This window comes from Lentzea californiensis (assembly GCF_024648825.1).
Taxonomy (GTDB): Bacteria; Actinomycetota; Actinomycetes; order Mycobacteriales; family Pseudonocardiaceae; genus Lentzea; species Lentzea californiensis.
The window spans coordinates 1,269,786-1,288,142 of the sequence record NZ_JANBBE010000001.1 but is presented as its reverse complement, the minus strand read 5'-3'; the positions used below and the strand labels follow the sequence as shown (position 1 = coordinate 1,288,142).

Here is an 18,357-nt window from a genome sequence, read left to right as displayed (position 1 = left end):
GACGCCATGCTCATCCCTGCCCTGGCCACCGCACTGGTGACGACCCTGGTCCCCGGCCACTTCGACCAACCCCAGGACGGCTTCGCACACCAGTTGACGACGCTGCGCGCGTCGAACCCGTTCTGGGCCGGTCTCGACCCGGAGCCGATCAACGCGGCCCTGGGCCAGCTGCGCGACTTCACGAAACCGCAGGCCAACGGCAAGCCGCTGTACGCCGGTGCGGTCACGATGTACGTGCACGACGGCAAGATCGTCACGCACGACCGCACGGGCTACGCGGTTCTCTACGAGGACCAGCAGACCCAGCTGCCGGAAGCCGAACGCGTCCCGATGCAGAAGGACACGATCTTCGACTTCGCCTCCATCTCCAAGCTGTTCACGTCGATCGCGGTGATCCAGCAGGTCGAGCAGGGCCGGGTGGGCATCGACGAGAAGGTCGCCACCTACCTGCCCGAGTTCGGCGTGAACGGCAAAGAGAACATCACCGTCAAGCAGCTGCTCACACACACGAGCGGCCTCGAACCGTTCATTCCGTTGTGGCAGAAGTACCCCGATGTCCCGTCACGCATCAAGGCCGTGATGGACGTGAAGCCGAAGTCCACGCCGGGCACCACGTACGTCTACTCGGACCTGAACCTGATCACGCTCGGCGAGCTGGTCCTCAAGGTCAGCGGCAAGAAGCTCGACCAGGCGGTGCGCGACGGCATCACCAGGCCGCTCGGCATGAAGGACACCGGCTACAACCCGAAGGCCAAGGACCGCACGGCCGCAACGGAGTTCCAGTCGGCACCGCCACGCGGCATCGTCCGCGGTGAGGTGCACGACGAGAACGCGTGGTCCCTCGGAGGAGTAGCGGGCCACGCCGGTGTGTTCGGCACAGCCAAAGACCTCGCCGTCCTCGGCCAGACGATCCTCAACGGCGGCACCTACCAAGGCCGCCGGATCCTCAGCGAGCACTCGGTCGAGCTGATGCTCACGAACTTCAACCAGCAGTTCCCGGACAACGCCCACGGCCTCGGTTTCGAGCTCGACCAGCGTTGGTACATGGGTGCGCTGAGCGGCCGGGGAACCGCGGGGCACACCGGTTACACCGGCACGTCGTTCGTGATCGACAAGGCCTCGCGCTCGATCGCGATCCTGCTGACCAACCGCGTGCACCCGAGCCGTGACTGGGGCAGCGTCAACCCCGCCCGCCGTGCCGCCGCCGACGGCCTGGCCGGCGCTCTCGCCGTCAAGTCGAACGGGAAGCAGTGGCGCGCAACGACTTCCGGCGGCACCCTCACCGCGGAGCGTCCGGTCGAGGTCTTCGTGGACGTCGACAAGGGCGACAAGCTGACCGTCCAGCGCTGGAACGGCACGGACTGGCAGGACGCGCGCACCATCACGACGACCGGACGTCGTTGGGTGTCAACGGAATCCGTGAAGACCCGGTTCGTCTACACCAAGGCGGGCCAGTACAACGGCCGCGGCGTCTACGTGCACGCACGTGGCGACGTCACGGCCGAAGGCTGGTCAGTGGCACGCCGCTAGGACCTCGGTGAACAGCGGGAGCGCCCGCGGAAACGCGGGCGCTCCGAAGCTCACCACGATCCCCGTGCGGTCGTCGTCGCTCAGCTCGTGCCGGAACCACGAGAGAGGGCTGAGCTCGATCCCGCGTTCACGCGCGGTCCGCACGATCTCCGCTTCGTGAGGCGTGTCGAGCACCGCGTGCATCCCGGCCGCGATACCGGACACCGACACGTACGGCGAGACGGCTTCCACCAGCCGGTCACGGCGGCGCTGGTACTTCAACCGCATCCGGCGCACGTGGCTGTCGTACGCCCCGGACTCCAGGAAGTCGGCCAGCGTCAACTGGTCGAGCATGCTGATGTGCTGTTCGCGATCGGTCTTCAACGCCAGCACGGGGTCCACGAACCGGTCGGGCAGCACCATCCACGCGATCCGCAGCGCCGGTGACAACGCCTTGCTGGACGTGCCCAGGTACACGACGTGCTCCGGATCAAGCCCTTGCACTGCGCCGACGGGCTGCCGGTCGTAACGGAACTCGCCGTCGTAGTCGTCCTCCAGCACAAGGCCGTTCACGCGCCGTGCCCACTCCACGGCCGATGCACGCCGCCGTGGGTGCAACGGGCCGCCCAGCGGGAACTGGTGCGCGGGAGTCAACACACACGTCCGCAGGTCGTCCGGCAGTTGCTCGGTGTTCGCGCCGTGGTCGTCCACCGCCAACGGCACCGTCGACGTCCACATCGACCGGTGGAAGCCCAGCCCGTACTCCTCGACGACGACCGGCGGTGTCAGCAGCCGGTCGAACATCTGGACCGCGCCCCCGAACCCCGAGCACAGCACGATCCGCTCGGGATCGGCACGCACACCCCGCGCCCGTGCCAGGTACTCGGCCAGTGCCGTCCGCAGCTCGATCCGGCCCTGCGGATCTCCCGGCCCGAACGCCTCCGAAGGCGCCGCCGTCAGCGCTCTCCGAGTCGAACGGATCCACTCCGCGCGCGGGAACTCGGTGACGTCCGGCGTGGAGACCCTGAGGTCGTACCGCACCTCGGCGTCCGCGGCACGGCGGGTGACCGGAGGAGGCGGCTCGACACGTTGCGCCACAACGGTTCCCGACCCCTGACGCGCGGTCAGCCAGCCTTCCGCCACCAATTCCGCGTAGGCCTCGGCGACGGTGTTGCGCGCGATCCCGAGGTCGAGCGCGAGCGACCGCGAGGCCGGCAGGCGGGTGCCGGGCGGCAGCCGTGCCGACCGGACAGCGTCCCGCAACGACGCCGTCAACCGGTGCCGCAGACCACCTGGGCCGGACAGGTCCAGGTGGAAGTCGAGATTGGCCCACGATTCCACGATCAGATTTCACCATGCCCAGGGCCAATCATCGCCCTAGGTTTTGACCATGACGAACCGCATCGACCTCGCCAAGAAGGCCCCGAAGGTCTACCGCGCCATGATCGCCCTCGACGCCGCTGCCCGCGAGGGCCTCGACGAGCAGCTCGCCGAGCTCGTGCGCATCCGCGCCTCGCAGCTCAACCACTGCGCCTACTGCCTCAACATGCACACCGTGGACGCCCGCAAGGGTGGCGAGACCGAGGCCCGCATCTACCTCCTCAACGCGTGGGAGGAGGCCGGCGACCTCTACACCGAGAAGGAGCGGGCGGCGCTGCGGCTCACCGAGGCCATCACGGTCCTGAGCAGCCACGAGTACGTCAGTGACGAGGTCTACGAGCTGGCCGCGAAGCACTTCGGCGAGGAGGAGCTCGCGCAGCTCATCGCGTTGATCTTCACCATCAACTCGTGGAACCGGATCGCGGTGTCCACCCGGAAGGTGCCCGACGTCCACCAGGACCTGCCGAGAGGGTGACTTTCGGACACACTCCGTTGACCCTCGCAGTGGCGGTTAGTAAGTTTCCCACGTGTCCACTGAAAGCAGTGCCGAGTCCAGTCCACTGGTGAAGATCCGGTCGTTGCTGCCGGGTCTCGCGCGCGCGGAGCAGCGCGTCGCGAAGGTGGTGCTGGAGAACCCCGGAACTGTCGCGCACCGCAGCATCACCGAGGTCGCCGAGCAGGCGGGCACGAGTGAGACGACGGTGACGCGGTTCTGCAAGGCGATCGGCGTCGGTGGATATCCGGAACTGCGCATCGCGCTCGCCGCGGACACGGCCCGCAGCCAGGCCAGGGCCAACCACGACATGGGTGGCGACATCGGACCGGGCGACGACCTCAAGCAGGTCGTCGGCAAGGTCGCGTTCGCCGACGCCCGCGCCGTCGAGGAGACCGCCGAGCAGCTCGACGTCGAGTCGCTCGAGAAGGTCGTCCAAGCGGTCGCGGGCGCCCGTCGTGTCGACGTCTACGGTTTCGGCGCGTCCGCGTTCGTCGCGTTCGACATGCAGCAGAAGCTGCACCGCATAGGGCTCACCTGCTTCGCGTGGAACGACACGCACATCGCGCTGACCTCGGCCGCCGTGCTGACCCCCGCCGACGTGGCCGTGGGCATCTCGCACACCGGCTCGACCGCGGAGACCGTCGAGGCCCTGCGCGTCGCCCGCGAGACCGGCGCGACCACCGTCGCGCTGACGAACTTCCCGCGCTCGCCCATCACCGAGATCGCCGACCACGTGCTGACCACGGCCGCGCGCGAGACGACGTTCCGCTCCGGCGCGATGGCGAGCCGCATCGCCCAGCTCACGGTGATCGACTGCCTGTTCATCGGCGTCGCCCAGCACCACGTGGACACGGCGAAGACGGCGCTGGAGGCGACCTACGAGGCGGTGTCCGGCCATCGGCTCGGTGCCAGACCAGACGGCCGGCGGCGGCCGCGGGAGACGACTAAATGACCTCCCCCCGGAACGGTGTGGTGGTGCGCGTGGAATCTCCGACCGAGCAACGGAACCCCCGCACCACGGACATCGACCGGGCATCCACGATCGACGTGCTGCGCATGATCAACGAGGAGGACCGGACGGTCCCCGCCGCGGTCGCGCAGGCACTGCCGGAACTGGCCGGGGCCGTCGACCTCGGCGTCGCGGCGATCATGTCCGGCGGCCGCGTGCACTACGTCGGCGCGGGCACGTCGGGGCGCCTGGCGACGCTGGACGCCGCTGAGCTCGTGCCGACGTTCAACGCCCCCGCCGACTGGTTCGTCGCCCACCACGCCGGCGGTCCGGAAGCTCTCGTCCGCGCCGTCGAGGAGGTGGAGGACCACTCGGGCGCCGCCCAGATCCGCCGCCACGCCACCGCGAAGGACCTGGTCGTGGGCGTGACGGCGTCCGGGCGCACACCGTTCGTGATCGGCGCGCTGCAGGAGGCGCAAGCGCTCGGCGCGCGCACCGTGCTGGTGTCGAACAACGCGTCGGTGCCGTTCACGCCCGACGTCCTGGTCGCGCTGAACACCGGCCCGGAGGCCATCGCCGGTTCCACGCGGATGAAGGCGGGATCGGCCCAGAAGCTGGTCCTGACGTCGTTCTCCACCGCGGTGATGATCAAGCTCGGCCGCACCTACTCGAACCTGATGGTCAGCATGCGCGCCACCAACGCGAAGCTGCGCGGCCGGACGATCCGGATCCTGCACGAGGCCACCGGCCAGCCCGAGACCGCGTGCGAGCAGGCGCTGGCGGACGCGGACGGCGACCTCAAGGTGGCGCTGGTCCACCTGCTGTCCGGCGAACCGACCGAACGTGCGGCCGCCGCTCTGGAGGACACCAAGGGCCACGTCCGCAACGCCCTGGACCGGCTAGCGGGTTAGGTCCGGCCCGAACACCTCGTAGTGGATGTCGGTGACGCCCGCTTCGAGGAGCTGGGCCCGCATCGCCCGCAGGAACGGCACCGGTCCGCACAGGTAGGCGGTGGTGTCCTGGGGAACGGGAACACCGCGGAGGTCGGCGAACCCGGTCCGTTCGGCTGGCCACTCACCGACGGGCAGCTCGTAGAAGACGTGCGCCTGCGCGTCCTCGAGCTTGGCCACGAGCTGAGCGAGCTCGGCGCGGAACGGGTGGCTGAACTGGTCGCGGTCACCGTGCACCGCGATGACCTGCCGCGGCGAGCCGGTGGCGGCGAGCTCGGCGAGCATCGCGATCATCGGCGTGCACCCGATCCCCGCCGACGCGAACAGCACCGGGCCGTCACCGGGCTGGAGCGTCACGTCCCCGGCCGGACGGCTGAGCCTCAGCGTGCTGCCCACCGGCGCGCGGTCGTGCAGGTACCGGGACACCTCGCCGTCGCGCTTCACCGAGAACTGCAGCGCGTCGTCGGTCCGCCCGGACAGGCTGTACTGGCGGATCTGCCGGGCCCCGTCGGGAAGCGGCACCTGCACCGACACGTACTGACCGGGGGCGTTCAGGGGCACCGGACCGTTGACCGGCCTGACGACGAACGTGACGACGTCCTCCGTCTCCTGGAACCGGGCGATCACCCGGTAGTCCTGCTGGCCCCTGGGCAGGAACCGCTCCAGTCCGATCAGCGTGTCGGCCATCAGCCAGTAGACCTCGCTCCAGGCCGCCGCGATCTCCGGCGTGACGTCCAGGACCTCGCCGACGGCCGCGAGCAGGTGCTTGTGCACGACCGCGTACTGGCCGGCCGTGACGCCGACCGAGACGTGCTTGTGCGCGATGCGGCGCAGCATCGCGTCGGGCTGCTGCCCGGCGAGCAGTCCTGACGCGAAGGCCGCGACCGAACCGGCCAGCGCCTGGGCCTGCGTGCCGTTGGCCTGGTTGCCGCGGTTGAACAGGACCCGCAGCAGGACCGGGTGCTCGGCGAACATGCGCTGGTAGAACAGCTTGCTGATCTCGCCGATGGCGGCCCCCACAGCGGGCAGGGTGGCTTCGACCAGCTCAGCGGACTTCGGGGACAGCATCGACGTGCTCCTCACCTCAGCCGGAGGCTGAGCAGAACAGGACCGGTGGGATCAGCGACGAGGTCCTCGACGCGCAGTGGATCGAGCGAGGCGTAGAAAGCTTCCTGGGCCTGACGCAACGCGTGTCGCAACCGGCAAGCGGAACTCAACGGGCACGGCACTTCGCCGTCGCAGTCGACGACCTCTCCGTTACCTTCCAGCGCGCGCACCAGCCACCCCACCGAGACGGACCGTCTCGTCTCGGCGAGCGCCAGGCCGCCGCCCCTGCCGCGGCGCGCCACGATCACGCCGAGGTGCTGGAGCTGGGCCACGACCTTGGCCGCGTGGGTGTACTGCACGCCCATGACCTCGGCGACTTCACGCGTGGTCGGGTTCGCCGAGACGGACCGTCTCGTCTCGCCGGGCGACGAGACGAGACGGTCCGTCTCGGCAGCGGCCAGCCGCATCACGATCCGCAGCGCGATGTCGGTGCTCTTGGTCAGCCTCACAAGATCGAGGCTAACTTAATTGGAATCTCAGATGCATGTTATCCGGGCAACACCGGCCGCCACGGGATCGGCGTCGACAGCACCATTGCGCTGGACGTCTCCCCGTGCGCGGCCAGCCGGACCAGCAGCCGCTCCAACTCGACGATGGACGTCGTGACGACCTTCACGACCGAGCAGATGTCTCCGGTCAGCCGCACGACCTCGACCACTTCGGGGAGGTCGTCGAGCAGTTCGGGGTGCACGGTGATGCACCGCGGGCCGTAACACTTCATGCGCACCAACGCGACCACCGGACGTCCGACGACGGTGGGGTCGACCACGGCGCGGTAGCCGGTGATCGCGCCCATGTTCTCGAGCCGGCGGACCCGCTGCGCGACCGTCGGCGGTGAGACGTGGACCCGGCGGGCCAGCTCGTTGTACGACAGCCGCGCATCCTCTTGGAGGGCCTCCAAGAGGGCCTTGTCCACCTCGTCCAACATGAACGCAAAGCTACTCGGCGATCCGTTTTGCGATTGGAAGAAGTTCGAGCCGAACGCCTTTCGTCGCCCATTCAGGTGACGGGCCGTTCCGGCGACGATTGAGCACATGAGCTGCCCCGTGTCCCCCAAGCTGGATTTCGGCGGCACCACGCCGTACGAGGACTACGTGCACGCGTCGGTGTTGCACACCCTTCAACAGCAGTGGTCCAAAGATCCCCGTGAGATGTCGTTCCTGGTCATCACGCAGGTGATGGAGCTGTACTTCGGCCTGCTCTGCTTCGAGTGGCGGCAGGCCCAGACCGAACTGCGCGCCGACGACCTCCGCGCGGCCGTGCGCACGCTCCGGCGTTCTGACCTGCACCTGCAGGCACTGTCGGCGGCGTGGCGGCCGATCGCGCGGATGACGCCGACCGAGTTCAACTCGTTCCGCGACGCGCTCGGCGAGGGGTCGGGCTTCCAGTCGGGCATGTACCGCGAGATGGAGTTCCTGCTCGGCGAGAAGTCCGCTTCGATGCTCGTGCCGCACCGCGCGGTGCCGGCGATGCACGACCAGCTGGAGAGGTCGCTGGGCCTGCCCTCGCTCTACGACGACGTGCTGGCCGCGTTGCAGCGCAAGGGTTTCGACATCCCGCAGAGCGTGCTGGACCGCGACCTGACCAAGGCCTACCAGCCGTCGGCCGAGGTCGAGCAGGTGTGGGCGGCGATCTACCGCGGCGACGACCGCGACCTGCTGGAGCTGGGCGAGGCGCTGACCGACATCGCCGAGGAGTTCGCGCGCTGGCGCTACGACCACCTGCTGGCGACCCGTCGTTCGATGGGCTCGAAGGTCGGCACCGGTGGCTCCGCCGGCGTCGCATGGCTGGAGAAGCGCACCCAGCGAGCGGTGTTCCCCGAGCTGTGGACCGCCAGGAGCTACGTGTGAGGCGCGAGCTGTTCGACATCCCCGAAGGCGTCATCTACCTCGACGGCAACTCCCTCGGCGCACCTCCGAAGCATGTCGCCGAGCGGATGCAGGAGGTCGTGGAGCACCAGTGGGGCACGCGGCTGATCAGGTCGTGGAGCGAGGGCTGGTGGGAGGCGCCGCAACGGATCGGCGACCGCGTCGGCCGGCTGATCGGCGCTGCGCCCGGTCAGGTCGTGGTGGGCGACTCGACGTCGGTCAACGTCTTCAAGGCGTTGATGGGCGCGGTGAAGGGCACCGGCCGCACCGAGATCGTCTGCGACGAGTCGACGTTCCCGACCGACGGCTACATCGCGGAGTCGGTGGCGTCGCTGACGGGGCTGAAGATCCGGGCCGCGCTTCCGTCCTCTTTGGACCTGAGCGAGGACGCCGCCGTGGTGCTGCTCAACCAGGTCGACTACCGGACCGGCGCGCTGCACGACATGAAGGCGCTCACCGAGCAGGCGCACGCCGTGGGCGCGCAGGTGGTCTGGGACCTCTGCCACAGCGCCGGTGTGCTGCCCATCGAACTGGACGCCCTCGGCGTCGACTTCGCGATCGGCTGCACCTACAAGTTCCTCAACGGCGGACCGGGCTCGCCGGCGTTCATCTACGTGCCGCACGCCAGGCAGGCGACGTTCGAGAACCCGCTGTCGGGCTGGAACGGCCACCGCGAGCCGTTCGGCATGAAGCCGTCCTACGAGCCGGACCCCGGCATCGTCCGCGCACGGGTCGGCACGCCGGACATCCTGTCGATGCTGGCGCTCGACGCGTCGCTGGACGTCTGGGACGACGTCGACCTGGCCGAACTGCGGCAGCGCGGCCTGGCGCTGACCGCGTTGTTCCGCGAGCACGTCGAGAAGCTCACGAACCTCGAGGTGATCACTCCGGAGCAGCGGGGCAACCAGATCTCGGTGCGCTGCCCCGACGCCAGGGCCGTCATGGACGAACTGATCGCGCGCGGCGTCATCGGCGACCACCGGCCGCCGGACGTCCTGCGGTTCGGTTTCGCCCCGCTCTACGTGACGGACGAGGACGCCGTCAGGGCCGCCGAAGTACTGGCGGACATCACCCGGTGAGTGCGGCGTCCGCGATGCTCTTGGCCTCGCGGGCGCCCGCCTCCAGCGACGAGCAGACGAACAGGATCCACTGCGCGAGACCTTCCAGGGACCCCGACGCGAACGCCACGGACGCGGCCTCGTACTCCGCCGACCGACGCAGGCACGCCACCTCCGGCACACCGAGGCCCTTGGGGTCCAGGCCTGTGGAGATCGACGTCATCCGCGCGGCCGCACGGGCGACCACCCCGTTGGCGACACCGAACGGCGCCAGCCCGAGCAGTTCGCCGTGCACCACCGCGACGACGATGGGCGCCGGCACGGACGTGCCACCGCTGACGAGCGAGCCGAGCATGTCGAGCCGTTGCGACACGTCGTCGGAGACGCGCGGCCGTCCGACTTCGGTCGTGAGGTCGGCGGCGGCCAGCACGTGCAACCGCGCGAGGGCCTGCAACGGCGCGCGCTGCCACGTGGCGACGAGCCCGCCCAGTGCCTCCGCGACCCGCAAAGAGCCCGCCAGCACGGGGTCCGAGACCTCGCCGGACTCCGGGATCTCGGTCGGACCGCCCTCCAGGGCCGCCGACGCGCGGGCCGCGCGGACGGACGCTTCCGCCGCCGTCGTGGCCCAGCCGCGCAGGTTCACCCGATGGCGGTGCACCTGGAAGACGGCGTCCTTGGCGGCGTTCGCGGCGTCCGCCACGCCGGGCAAGGAAAGCAGCGGTGCGAGAGGATCGGTCACGGTCGCGCAGAGTACCTGACCAGGTGAAACGCGTGACCCAGCTCACTGACCCAACCGCTGAGCGCGCAACTGCGCCCGTTCAACGCGCCACACGTGCCTGGAACAGACAAAACGGGTTACACAATGACAGCCGTGTAACCGCCTCCCCAGATTGGTCTGAACCTTTTGAGGGAGGAGCCTGTTGGAAGTGAGCTGGCTCGCACTACGGTCAGTACCCGCATCCCCAACCGGTCTGGACATTCCAGGAGGTCTCGCACCATGACGCAGTCGCCAGGCCAGGGCAACGCCCTGGACAACCTGCTCACGGAGAGCAGGACGTTCCCGCCTTCCGACGAGTTCGCGGCACAGGCGAACGCACAGCCCGCGCTGTACGAGGAGGCGAAGGCCGACCGCGAGGCGTTCTGGGCGAAGCAGGCGGAACGGCTGCACTGGGAAACCAAGTGGGACCAGGTCCTCGACTGGTCCGGCGCGCCCTTCGCCAAGTGGTTCGTCGGCGGCAAGCTCAACGTCGCCTACAACTGCGTGGACCGCCACGTCGAGTCGGGCCACGGCGACCAGGTCGCCATCCACTGGGAGGGCGAGCCCGGCGACTCCCGCGCCATCACCTACGCCGAGCTGCAGCGCGAGGTCTCCAAGGCCGCGAACGCGCTGACGTCGCTGGGGATCGGCGCCGAGGACCGCGTCGCGATCTACATGCCGATGGTCCCCGAGGCGATCTTCGCGATGCTGGCGTGCGCCCGCGTCGGCGCGTTGCACAACGTCGTGTTCGGCGGCTTCTCCGCCGAGGCGCTGCGCACCCGCATCCAGGACTCCGCGTGCCGGCTCGTGATCACGACCGACGGCCAGTACCGCCGCGGCACCCCGGCTCCGCTCAAGCCCGCCGTGGACGAGGCCGTCGCCGACGCGCCGTCCGTGGAGAAGGTCATCGTCGTCAAGCGCACCGACACCGAGGTCGCGTGGACCGGCAAGGACGTGTGGTGGCACGAGCTGGTGGACTCGCAGTCCGACCAGCACACCCCCGAGGCGTTCGACTCGGAGCACCCGCTCTTCATCCTCTACACCTCGGGCACCACGGGTAAGCCGAAGGGCATCCTGCACACGTCCGGCGGCTACCTCACGCAGGCGTCGTACACGCACCAGAACGTGTTCGACCTCAAGCCGGACACCGACGTGTACTGGTGCACCGCGGACATCGGCTGGGTCACCGGCCACAGCTACATCGTCTACGGCCCGCTGTCGAACCGCGTGACGCAGGTCGTCTACGAAGGCACGCCGAACACCCCGCACGAGGGCCGCCACTGGGAGATCGTGCAGAAGTACGGCGTCTCCATCTACTACACGGCGCCGACGCTGATCCGCACCTTCATGAAGTGGGGCGCGGACATCCCGGCCAAGTACGACCTCAGCTCGTTGCGCGTGCTGGGATCCGTCGGCGAGCCGATCAACCCCGAGGCGTGGATCTGGTACCGCGAGAACGTCGGCGGCGGCAAGACCCCGATCGTCGACACGTGGTGGCAGACCGAAACCGGCGCGATCATGATCTCGCCGCTGCCCGGCGTCATCTCGACCAAGCCCGGCTCCGCGCAGCGGCCGCTGCCCGGCATCGGCGCCAAGGTCGTCAACGACGAGGGTGTCGAGGTTCCGGCCGGTGGCGGTGGCTACCTGGTGCTGGACGAGCCGTGGCCGTCGATGCTGCGCGGCATCTGGGGCGACGAGGAGCGCTACCGCGACACGTACTGGTCGCGCTTCAAGGACCAGGGCTTCTACTTCGCCGGTGACGGAGCGAAGTACGACGCCGACGGCGACATCTGGCTGCTGGGCCGCGTCGACGACGTGATGAACGTGTCCGGTCACCGCATCTCGACCACCGAGGTCGAGTCGGCGCTCGTGTCGCACCCGACCGTGGCCGAGGCCGCCGTCGTCGGCGCGTCCGACGACACGACCGGCCAGGGCATCGTGGCGTTCGTGATCCTGCGCGGTGGCGCGGGTGCGGACGCCGGTGGCGCGGACGCCATCAAGGCGTTGCGCGACCACGTGGCCAAGGAGATCGGCCCGATCGCGAAGCCGCGGCAGATCATGGTCGTGCCGGAGCTGCCGAAGACGCGCTCGGGCAAGATCATGCGCCGCCTGCTGCGCGACGTGGCGGAGAACCGCGCGGTCGGCGACGTGACGACGCTGGCCGACTCGTCGGTCATGGACCTGATCTCGGCGGGTCTGCAGTCGGGCAAGGCCGAAGACTGAGTCTGCTTCAAACGTGACGGGCGTCCTCACCGGGGACGCCCGTTCGCGTTAAGATTCCATCTTGGTGAGCCGGGAAGTCTGGTCGGCACGAGTATTCGCGTACCCGCCGACAGCCCCTGGAGCTCCTGTTGCCCCCCAAGATCGCTGACTTCGCCCGTTACCTCCGCACGGAGACCGTGGGCGGCACTGTGCTGCTCGGAGCCACGGCGGTCGCGCTGTTGTGGGCGAACTCGCCGCTCTCCGCCGCGTACTTCACGCTGCGGGACCTCCATCTTGGACCGTTGTCGGTCGGCGACTGGGCCAAGGACGGCCTGCTCGCGATCTTCTTCTTCGTCGCCGGGCTCGAGCTGAAGCGCGAACTCGTCGTCGGTGAGCTGTCGAACTTCAAGGCCGCGATCCTGCCGATCATCGCGGCGATCGGCGGCATGATCGTGCCCGCGCTGGTCGCGCTCGGGATCGGCTGGGGACAGCCGGGGATCGAGAAGGCCTGGGCGATCCCCGTCGCGACGGACATCGCGTTCGCACTCGGAGTGCTGGCGCTGACGGCGTCCGGGCTGCCGTCGAGTCTGCGGGTGTTCCTGCTCAGCCTGGCCGTGGTGGACGACCTGGGGGCGATCGTCGTGATCGCGATCCTGTTCACGGCGAAGTTCAACCTGCTCGCGGCGGGCGCGGTCGTGCTGCTGCTGGCGCTGTACTGGTTCCTGCAGCGCAAGAGGATCACCAGCGCCTGGATCTACGTGCCGATCGCGCTGGCCACCTGGTGGTTCATGCACGAGTCGGGTGTCCACGCCACGATCGCGGGTGTCGCGCTGGCGTTGCTGACGCGGGTGCGGCGCGACCCGTACGAGCAGGAGGCGCCGGCCGTGCGGCTGGAGCACCGGCTGCAGCCGTGGTCCGCAGGGGTGGCCGTGCCGGTGTTCGCGCTGTTCGCGGCGGGTGTGCCGGTGGGTGCCGAGGCGTTGGGCAAGCTCTTCGACGACAAGATCGCGATCGGCGTGATGGTGGGGCTGGTCGTCGGCAAGGTGATCGGGATCGTGGGGGCGTCGGCGCTCGCCGTGTGGTTCAAGGCGGCGGTGTGGCCGTCCGGGGCGGGGCCGCGCGACATCGTGGCGGTGGCGACGCTGGGCGGCGTCGGGTTCACCGTCAGCCTGCTGATCGCGGACCTCTCGCTCGACGAGCCGGAGACCGCGAAGGCCGCTGTGCTGATCGCCTCGATGATCGCGTCGCTGCTCGCCGCGGTGTTGCTCATTCGTCGCAGCCGGGCTCATGGCACCATGTCCGAGTGACCACCAGGGAGCACATCGCGTCGATTCCGCTGACCGCAGACGACCCGACGGCCGAGGCGTCGATCGGCGGTCTTGTCCGTGACGCGACCGCCCACGTGTCGACTTTGGTCAGAGCAGAGGTCGAGCTCGCCAAGGGCGAGATCACGGCCGAGATCAAGAAGGGCGTGAAGGGCAGCGTCTTCTTCATCGTCGCCCTGACGATCCTCTGCTTCAGCCTGTTCTTCCTGTTCATGGCGCTCGGCTTCGGTTTCGCCGAGTGGTTCGGGTGGGGCTACTGGGCGGGCTTCGGGCTCGTGTTCGGCGTGATGCTGCTGACCGCCGCCGCCTTCGCCTTCCTCGGCTACCGCAAGGTCAAGAAGATCAGGGCGCCGGAGAAGTCGATCGCGGCCGCGAAGGACACCGTCGCGGCCCTCACGCGCAGGGGCGACGACAACTGAGCCGCAAACCCGACCCGTCCGTCGTACGGGTCGCGGGTCCGTGGACGCACCGCGACGTCTCGGCCAACGGCATCCGCCTGCACGTCGCCGAACTCGGTGAGGGCCCGCTCGTGCTGCTGCTGCACGGGTTCCCCGAGTTCTGGTGGTCGTGGCGGCACCAGCTGACCGCACTGGCCGAGGCGGGTTATCGCGCCGTGGCCGTCGACCTGCGCGGCTACGGCGACTCGGACAAACCACCGCGCGGCTACGACGGCTTCACCCTCGCGGGTGACATCGCCGGTCTGGTCAAGGCGCTCGGTGCCCCGCGCGCCCACCTCGTGGGTCACGCGTGGGGTGGCGCCACGGCGTGGACCGTCGGCGCCCTGCACCCGCGCGTGGTCTCGTCGATCTCCGTGCTGTCCGCACCGCACCCGCTGGTGACGCGCCGGACGTTCCGCAGGCATCCCCGCACGAACTCGCACGTGCTGCGCTTCCAGCTGCCGATCCACCCGGAACGGTGGCTGACCGCCGAGAACGGTCTGCAGGTCGCCAAGCTGCTGTCCGCGTGGTCCGGCCCGAAGTGGCGGTCGGCGCCCGAGTTCGACGAGGTCATCCGCCGCTGCCGGCAGGCGATGACGGTGCCGGGCGTGGCCCACAGCGCGCTGGAGTACTACCGCTGGGCGGTGCGCTCGCAGCTGCGCAGCGACGGCCGCCGGTTCGCCGAGGCCGTCGACAAGCCGGTGCAGGTGCCGGTGCTGCAGATCCACGGCGCGCTGGACCCGATCGTCCTCGAGTCCTCCGCGCGCGACTCGCTGCCGTGGCTCGGGCCCGAGTCGGAGTTCCGCTACCTGCCGGAGGTGGGGCACTTCCCGAACCAGGAGGCGCCCCACATGACGAGCAGGCTGATCACCGAGTTCCTGCAGAAGCTGAGCTGAACGCGGTCGCGAGTGCGGTGGCCGGGTCGTCCGGCAGGTCCGCCGACCGCCAGGCGACGTAACCGTCGGGCCTGATCAGCGACGCACCCTTCGCGGACAGTCCGAACAGGTCCAGCTGCTCGACCCGTTCGTACCGGACGGTCAGGCCTGCCGCCGCCTCCTCCCACTGCGGGTGGTCGGCGACGAGCACCCAGCCGCGCCGGAACAGGTCCACAGTGGACTTTCCGGGCTCGATCCACGCGTGCGGTGCCCTGGTGCCCGGCTGGCCGTTCCACTGCTCGGGGAGCTGGGCGGGCGGGAGCTCCGGGCCCGCGCCGAGCACCGCGTCCGAGCGGTAGAGGACGCCGAAGTGCATGGCGTTGTTGTCGTACAGCGGCGCGTCGTCCGGTTCGCCGTCGCGGTTGTGGCCATCGTTGCGCGCGAAGATCTGCTGGTGGCACAGGGTCGCGACCGGACGCCGTTCGGCGTCGTAGGTGTCCAGGAGGGACGGTCGTGACTCGCCACCGAGCACCGCGGCGAGCTTCCACGCGAGGTTGTGCGCGTCCTCGATCCCGACGTTCGCCCCGAACCCGCCGCGACTCGGTGGCAACGTGTGCGCGGCGTCGCCCGCGAGGAAGACCCGGCCCTGCGAGAACCGGTCGGCGACGGCCGCGCTGATCGTCCAGCGACCGGTGGTGATGATCTCGACGTCGAGGTCGTCGCGGCCGATGGCCTGGAAGATCTTCTGCCGCAGCTCGGGCTCGTCGTACTCGCGGTCGTCGAGCATGAGGACCCAGCGGCCGTCGCCGTAGGTGGTCAGGAAGCCGACGCCGCCGATGACGAACTGGCCGATCCCGTCCTTCAGGTACTCCTGCAGCGGCGCGCGGAACAGCACGCTGCGGGAGGTGTGCATGTACCCGCGCCCGGTGCGGCCGATGCCGAGCTGTTCGCGGATGGGGCTGCGGTGCCCGTCGGCCGCGACCAGGTAGCCGGCGCGGATCTCGTACGGCTCGCCGTCGCCCTGCACGACCGCCGTGACGCCCTCGTCGCCCTGGGAGAACTCCAGCAGCCGGGTGCTCATGCGGATGTCCGCGCCGAGTTCGCGGGCCTTGTCGCGCAGGATCGGCTCCATCCGGTCCTGGGCCACACCGACGCCCGTGGACGGCGAGTACTCGACGTCGGAGAGTTCGGCCGGCGGCGACCAGAACGTCTCGTCGAACTTCTTCCCCACCAGGCTCTCAGCCCTGACCCGCCGAACGCCGAAACCCTTCGTCATCCTGCTCGGCGGCAGTTCGTCCTCGATCCCGACGGCACGTAACAACTCGCCGACCCGAGCGTTGAACCCGACCGCTCGCGGGTGCGCCGAGCTGCCCGGATGCTTCTCCACCAACGTCACGGGAACCCCGCGCCACGCGAGGAACAACGCGGCCGACGTTCCCGCCAGGCCTCCCCCGACCACCAACACCGAAGTCCTCACAGCCATCCCCTCTCAATACGGCGTATCGCTCAATACACTGTATCGCCATGAGACACTGTATTGTCCAGCTCGATGTCGAACGAACCCGTGTGGGACCGCCCAGAGCCGCCCAGCAAGCCGTCACCGACCCCGTTGAGCAGGGAACTGATCGTGAACGCCGCGATCAGGCTCGCCGACGAGGGCGGGCTCGACGACGTGTCGTTCCGCAAGGTCGCCGCCGCGCTGAACGCGGGCCCGATGCGCCTGTACGGCTACGTCGAGACCAAGGACGAGCTGCTGGACCTGATGGTCGACGAGGTCTACGGCGAGATCACGCCACCGCCGGCGAAGTCGGACTGGCGTTCCGGCCTGAAGCACGTCGCGCACGAGATGCGGAACGCGGCGAAGCGGCACGAGTGGTTCATCGACCTGCTCAGCGGCCGTCCGCACCAGGGCCCGCACTCGCTCGCGCACATCGAGTCGACGCTCGCCACGGTCCGGCTCGCGGACATCGACCAGGTGCTCGGCGTGGTCAGCGCCGTGATGGCGTACGTGTTCGGCGCCGTCCGCAGCGAGATCACGGAGCTGCGCGCGGAACGGGCCACCGGCCTTACCGAGGAGCAGTGGCAGCGGGCGTCCGGGCCGTACATGGAACGGATGCTCGCCACCGGCCGCTTCCCGCTGCTCGGCAGGGTCATGCACGAGTCCACCGACCGCGACCACGCCGAGGTCTTCGACACCGGCCTCGGCTACGTCCTCGACGGCATCGCCGTCCGACATGGTTTTTAGCTCGCGCAGCCCTGGGTGGAGGCGCGCTTGGTCAGCGTCGGCGCCTTCTGCACCATCGCCTGCACCTGCTGGGCGGTGAGCACGAAGCCCGTCTCCGGGTCGTCGACCGCGGCGCCGAAGACCACGCCCATCACCCGGCCGTTCGGGTCGACCAGCGGGCCGCCGGAGTTGCCGGAGCGGACCTCGGCGCGAACCGTGTAGACGTCGCGCGTGACCGTCTGGGCGTCGTAGATGTCCGGGCCGCGCAGCAGCGGGATCCGCTCGCGCACCCGGGCCGGCGAGGCCTTGTACGGGCCGTCGAGCGGGTAGCCGAGCACGATGCCGTCCTCGCCGGGCTGCACCTCGTCCGAACGGAACTGCAGCGGCGTGGCCTCCAGGTCCGGCACCGCGAGCACGGCGATGTCCGTGCGCGGGTCGTAGGAGACGACTGTCGCGTCGAACTGGCCGCGGCCGACCTCGACCGTCACCTCGTTCGTGCCGGCGACGACGTGGGCGTTGGTCATGACTCGTTCCGGCGCGATGACGAAGCCGGTGCCCTCCAGCGCACGGGAGCACGACGGCGCACGGCCGCGGACCTTGAGCACGGAGGCCTTCAGCCGGTTCGCGACCGGCGAGTTCGCCAGCTGGCCGTCCGGCGGCTCGACGTCCTTGAGCGGCGTGCGGTTGAACGGGTCCATCGCCTGCGGGAAGCCCGAGACGTCGAAGAGCTTCTGCAGGTCGCCGGACAGCACGCGGGCGGCCTGCGGCATGGTCTGGTCGACCTTGCCGAGGATCACCGACTGCTTGAGCGACGAGGTGAGGTCCGGCAGGCCGACGACCGAGGTCAGCGGCAGCGCGATCATCCACGCCACGATGAAGACGACGAAGCCCTGCACGATCGCGCCCAGCGCGTTGTCCGCGCCGCGCAACGGCGACGCGTTGACCCTCGCCTTGATCGTCCGGCCGATGTAGACGCCGATCGTCTCGCCCAGCGCCACGAGCAGCACGACGATGCCGACCGCGAACACGACCTTGGTGACGACGTTCTCGAACTGGGAGACCAGCAGCGGAGCGATCTGCGTGCCGAGGATCAGGCCGACGAGCACGCCGACGAAAGCGGGCAGCGCGACGACCATGCCTTGCCTGGCCCCGGACAGCGCGGCGATCGCGGCGAGGCCCAGCACCAGCAGGTCAACCCAGTTCAACCCGAAACCTCCGCC

The 18,357-nt window shown here is 69.5% G+C and carries 18 protein-coding genes; 11 read left to right on the top strand and 7 right to left on the bottom strand.

The features are described 5' to 3' along the window. Positions 1-6 precede the first annotated feature (6 nt). Positions 7-1,530 (top strand): serine hydrolase domain-containing protein, encoded by a 1,524-nt coding sequence (locus tag LX88_RS06760; RefSeq protein ID WP_258946915.1) that lies wholly within the window; start codon positions 7-9, stop codon positions 1,528-1,530. On the opposite strand, the gene pdxR is transcribed toward LX88_RS06760, so the two are convergent. Continuing rightward, positions 1,513-2,850, bottom strand: coding sequence for a MocR-like pyridoxine biosynthesis transcription factor PdxR (pdxR, locus tag LX88_RS06755; RefSeq protein WP_258946914.1), 1,338 nt, complete (start codon positions 2,848-2,850; stop codon positions 1,513-1,515). The genes LX88_RS06760 and pdxR overlap by 18 nt on opposite strands. 49 nt (positions 2,851-2,899) lie before the next feature. Between pdxR and LX88_RS06750 the strand changes: the two genes are divergently transcribed. From LX88_RS06750 to LX88_RS06740, 3 genes are read left to right on the top strand one after another with little or no spacing between them, the layout of a single operon-like run. Further along, entirely contained in the window at positions 2,900-3,364 is a 465-nt protein-coding gene (locus LX88_RS06750) for a carboxymuconolactone decarboxylase family protein (RefSeq protein WP_258946913.1), read from the top strand. A gap of 52 nt (positions 3,365-3,416) precedes the next feature. After that, entirely contained in the window at positions 3,417-4,337 is a 921-nt protein-coding gene (locus tag LX88_RS06745; protein WP_258946912.1) for a MurR/RpiR family transcriptional regulator, read from the top strand. Next, positions 4,334-5,245, top strand: coding sequence for an N-acetylmuramic acid 6-phosphate etherase (locus tag LX88_RS06740; RefSeq protein ID WP_258946911.1), 912 nt, complete (start codon positions 4,334-4,336; stop codon positions 5,243-5,245). The genes LX88_RS06745 and LX88_RS06740 overlap by 4 nt, the downstream gene beginning before the upstream one ends. On the opposite strand, the gene LX88_RS06735 is transcribed toward LX88_RS06740, so the two are convergent. Genes LX88_RS06735 through LX88_RS06725 form a run of 3 tightly spaced genes read right to left on the bottom strand, consistent with a single transcriptional unit; the run spans position 5,234 to position 7,319 of the window. After that, complete coding sequence (locus LX88_RS06735; protein ID WP_258946910.1) at positions 5,234-6,352, bottom strand: globin domain-containing protein; 1,119 nt, start codon at positions 6,350-6,352, stop codon at positions 5,234-5,236. The two genes, LX88_RS06740 and LX88_RS06735, sit on opposite strands and share 12 nt — an antisense overlap. A gap of 11 nt (positions 6,353-6,363) precedes the next feature. Continuing rightward, on the bottom strand, positions 6,364-6,840 hold the full coding sequence (locus tag LX88_RS06730; protein WP_258946909.1) for an RrF2 family transcriptional regulator: 477 nt from the start codon (positions 6,838-6,840) through the stop codon (positions 6,364-6,366). Positions 6,841-6,878: 38 nt separating this feature from the next. After that, a complete protein-coding gene (locus LX88_RS06725; RefSeq protein WP_211257779.1) occupies positions 6,879-7,319 on the bottom strand; it encodes an Lrp/AsnC family transcriptional regulator in 441 nt (146 codons plus the stop codon). Positions 7,320-7,425: 106 nt separating this feature from the next. On the opposite strand from LX88_RS06725, the gene LX88_RS06720 reads away from it, so the two are divergent. Both LX88_RS06720 and kynU read left to right on the top strand, forming a co-directional pair. Further along, complete coding sequence (locus LX88_RS06720) at positions 7,426-8,241, top strand: tryptophan 2,3-dioxygenase (RefSeq protein WP_258946908.1); 816 nt, start codon at positions 7,426-7,428, stop codon at positions 8,239-8,241. Then, complete coding sequence (gene kynU, locus LX88_RS06715) at positions 8,238-9,338, top strand: kynureninase (RefSeq protein WP_258946907.1); 1,101 nt, start codon at positions 8,238-8,240, stop codon at positions 9,336-9,338. The genes LX88_RS06720 and kynU overlap by 4 nt, the downstream gene beginning before the upstream one ends. Here the strand turns inward: kynU and LX88_RS06710 are convergent. Continuing rightward, entirely contained in the window at positions 9,328-10,056 is a 729-nt protein-coding gene (locus LX88_RS06710) for an oxidoreductase (protein WP_258946906.1), read from the bottom strand. The genes kynU and LX88_RS06710 overlap by 11 nt on opposite strands. A gap of 258 nt (positions 10,057-10,314) precedes the next feature. On the opposite strand from LX88_RS06710, the gene acs reads away from it, so the two are divergent. The 4 genes from acs to LX88_RS06690 all read left to right on the top strand — a co-directional run bounded on the left by acs (position 10,315) and on the right by LX88_RS06690 (position 14,934). Continuing rightward, positions 10,315-12,297, top strand: coding sequence for an acetate--CoA ligase (acs, locus tag LX88_RS06705; protein WP_258946905.1), 1,983 nt, complete (start codon positions 10,315-10,317; stop codon positions 12,295-12,297). A gap of 128 nt (positions 12,298-12,425) precedes the next feature. Continuing rightward, a complete protein-coding gene (gene nhaA / locus LX88_RS06700) occupies positions 12,426-13,583 on the top strand; it encodes a Na+/H+ antiporter NhaA (RefSeq protein ID WP_258946904.1) in 1,158 nt (385 codons plus the stop codon). Then, positions 13,580-14,020, top strand: a complete 441-nt coding sequence (locus tag LX88_RS06695) for a phage holin family protein (protein WP_258946903.1) — start codon at positions 13,580-13,582, stop codon at positions 14,018-14,020. Before nhaA ends, LX88_RS06695 begins: the two co-directional genes overlap by 4 nt. Beyond that, positions 14,017-14,934, top strand: coding sequence for an alpha/beta fold hydrolase (locus tag LX88_RS06690; protein ID WP_258947627.1), 918 nt, complete (start codon positions 14,017-14,019; stop codon positions 14,932-14,934). Before LX88_RS06695 ends, LX88_RS06690 begins: the two co-directional genes overlap by 4 nt. On the opposite strand, the gene LX88_RS06685 is transcribed toward LX88_RS06690, so the two are convergent. Beyond that, positions 14,906-16,390 carry an FAD-dependent oxidoreductase gene (locus tag LX88_RS06685; RefSeq protein ID WP_258946902.1) on the bottom strand — a complete coding sequence of 495 codons (1,485 nt, stop codon included), beginning with the start codon at positions 16,388-16,390 and terminating at the stop codon, positions 14,906-14,908. The two genes, LX88_RS06690 and LX88_RS06685, sit on opposite strands and share 29 nt — an antisense overlap. A 72-nt stretch (positions 16,391-16,462) precedes the next feature. Here LX88_RS06685 and LX88_RS06680 point away from each other — a divergent pair, with 72 nt between their 5' ends. After that, positions 16,463-17,158 carry a TetR/AcrR family transcriptional regulator gene (locus tag LX88_RS06680; protein ID WP_258946901.1) on the top strand — a complete coding sequence of 232 codons (696 nt, stop codon included), beginning with the start codon at positions 16,463-16,465 and terminating at the stop codon, positions 17,156-17,158. Here the strand turns inward: LX88_RS06680 and LX88_RS06675 are convergent. Next, positions 17,155-18,342 carry a MarP family serine protease gene (locus LX88_RS06675; protein WP_090069818.1) on the bottom strand — a complete coding sequence of 396 codons (1,188 nt, stop codon included), beginning with the start codon at positions 18,340-18,342 and terminating at the stop codon, positions 17,155-17,157. The genes LX88_RS06680 and LX88_RS06675 overlap by 4 nt on opposite strands. Positions 18,343-18,357 lie beyond the last annotated feature (15 nt).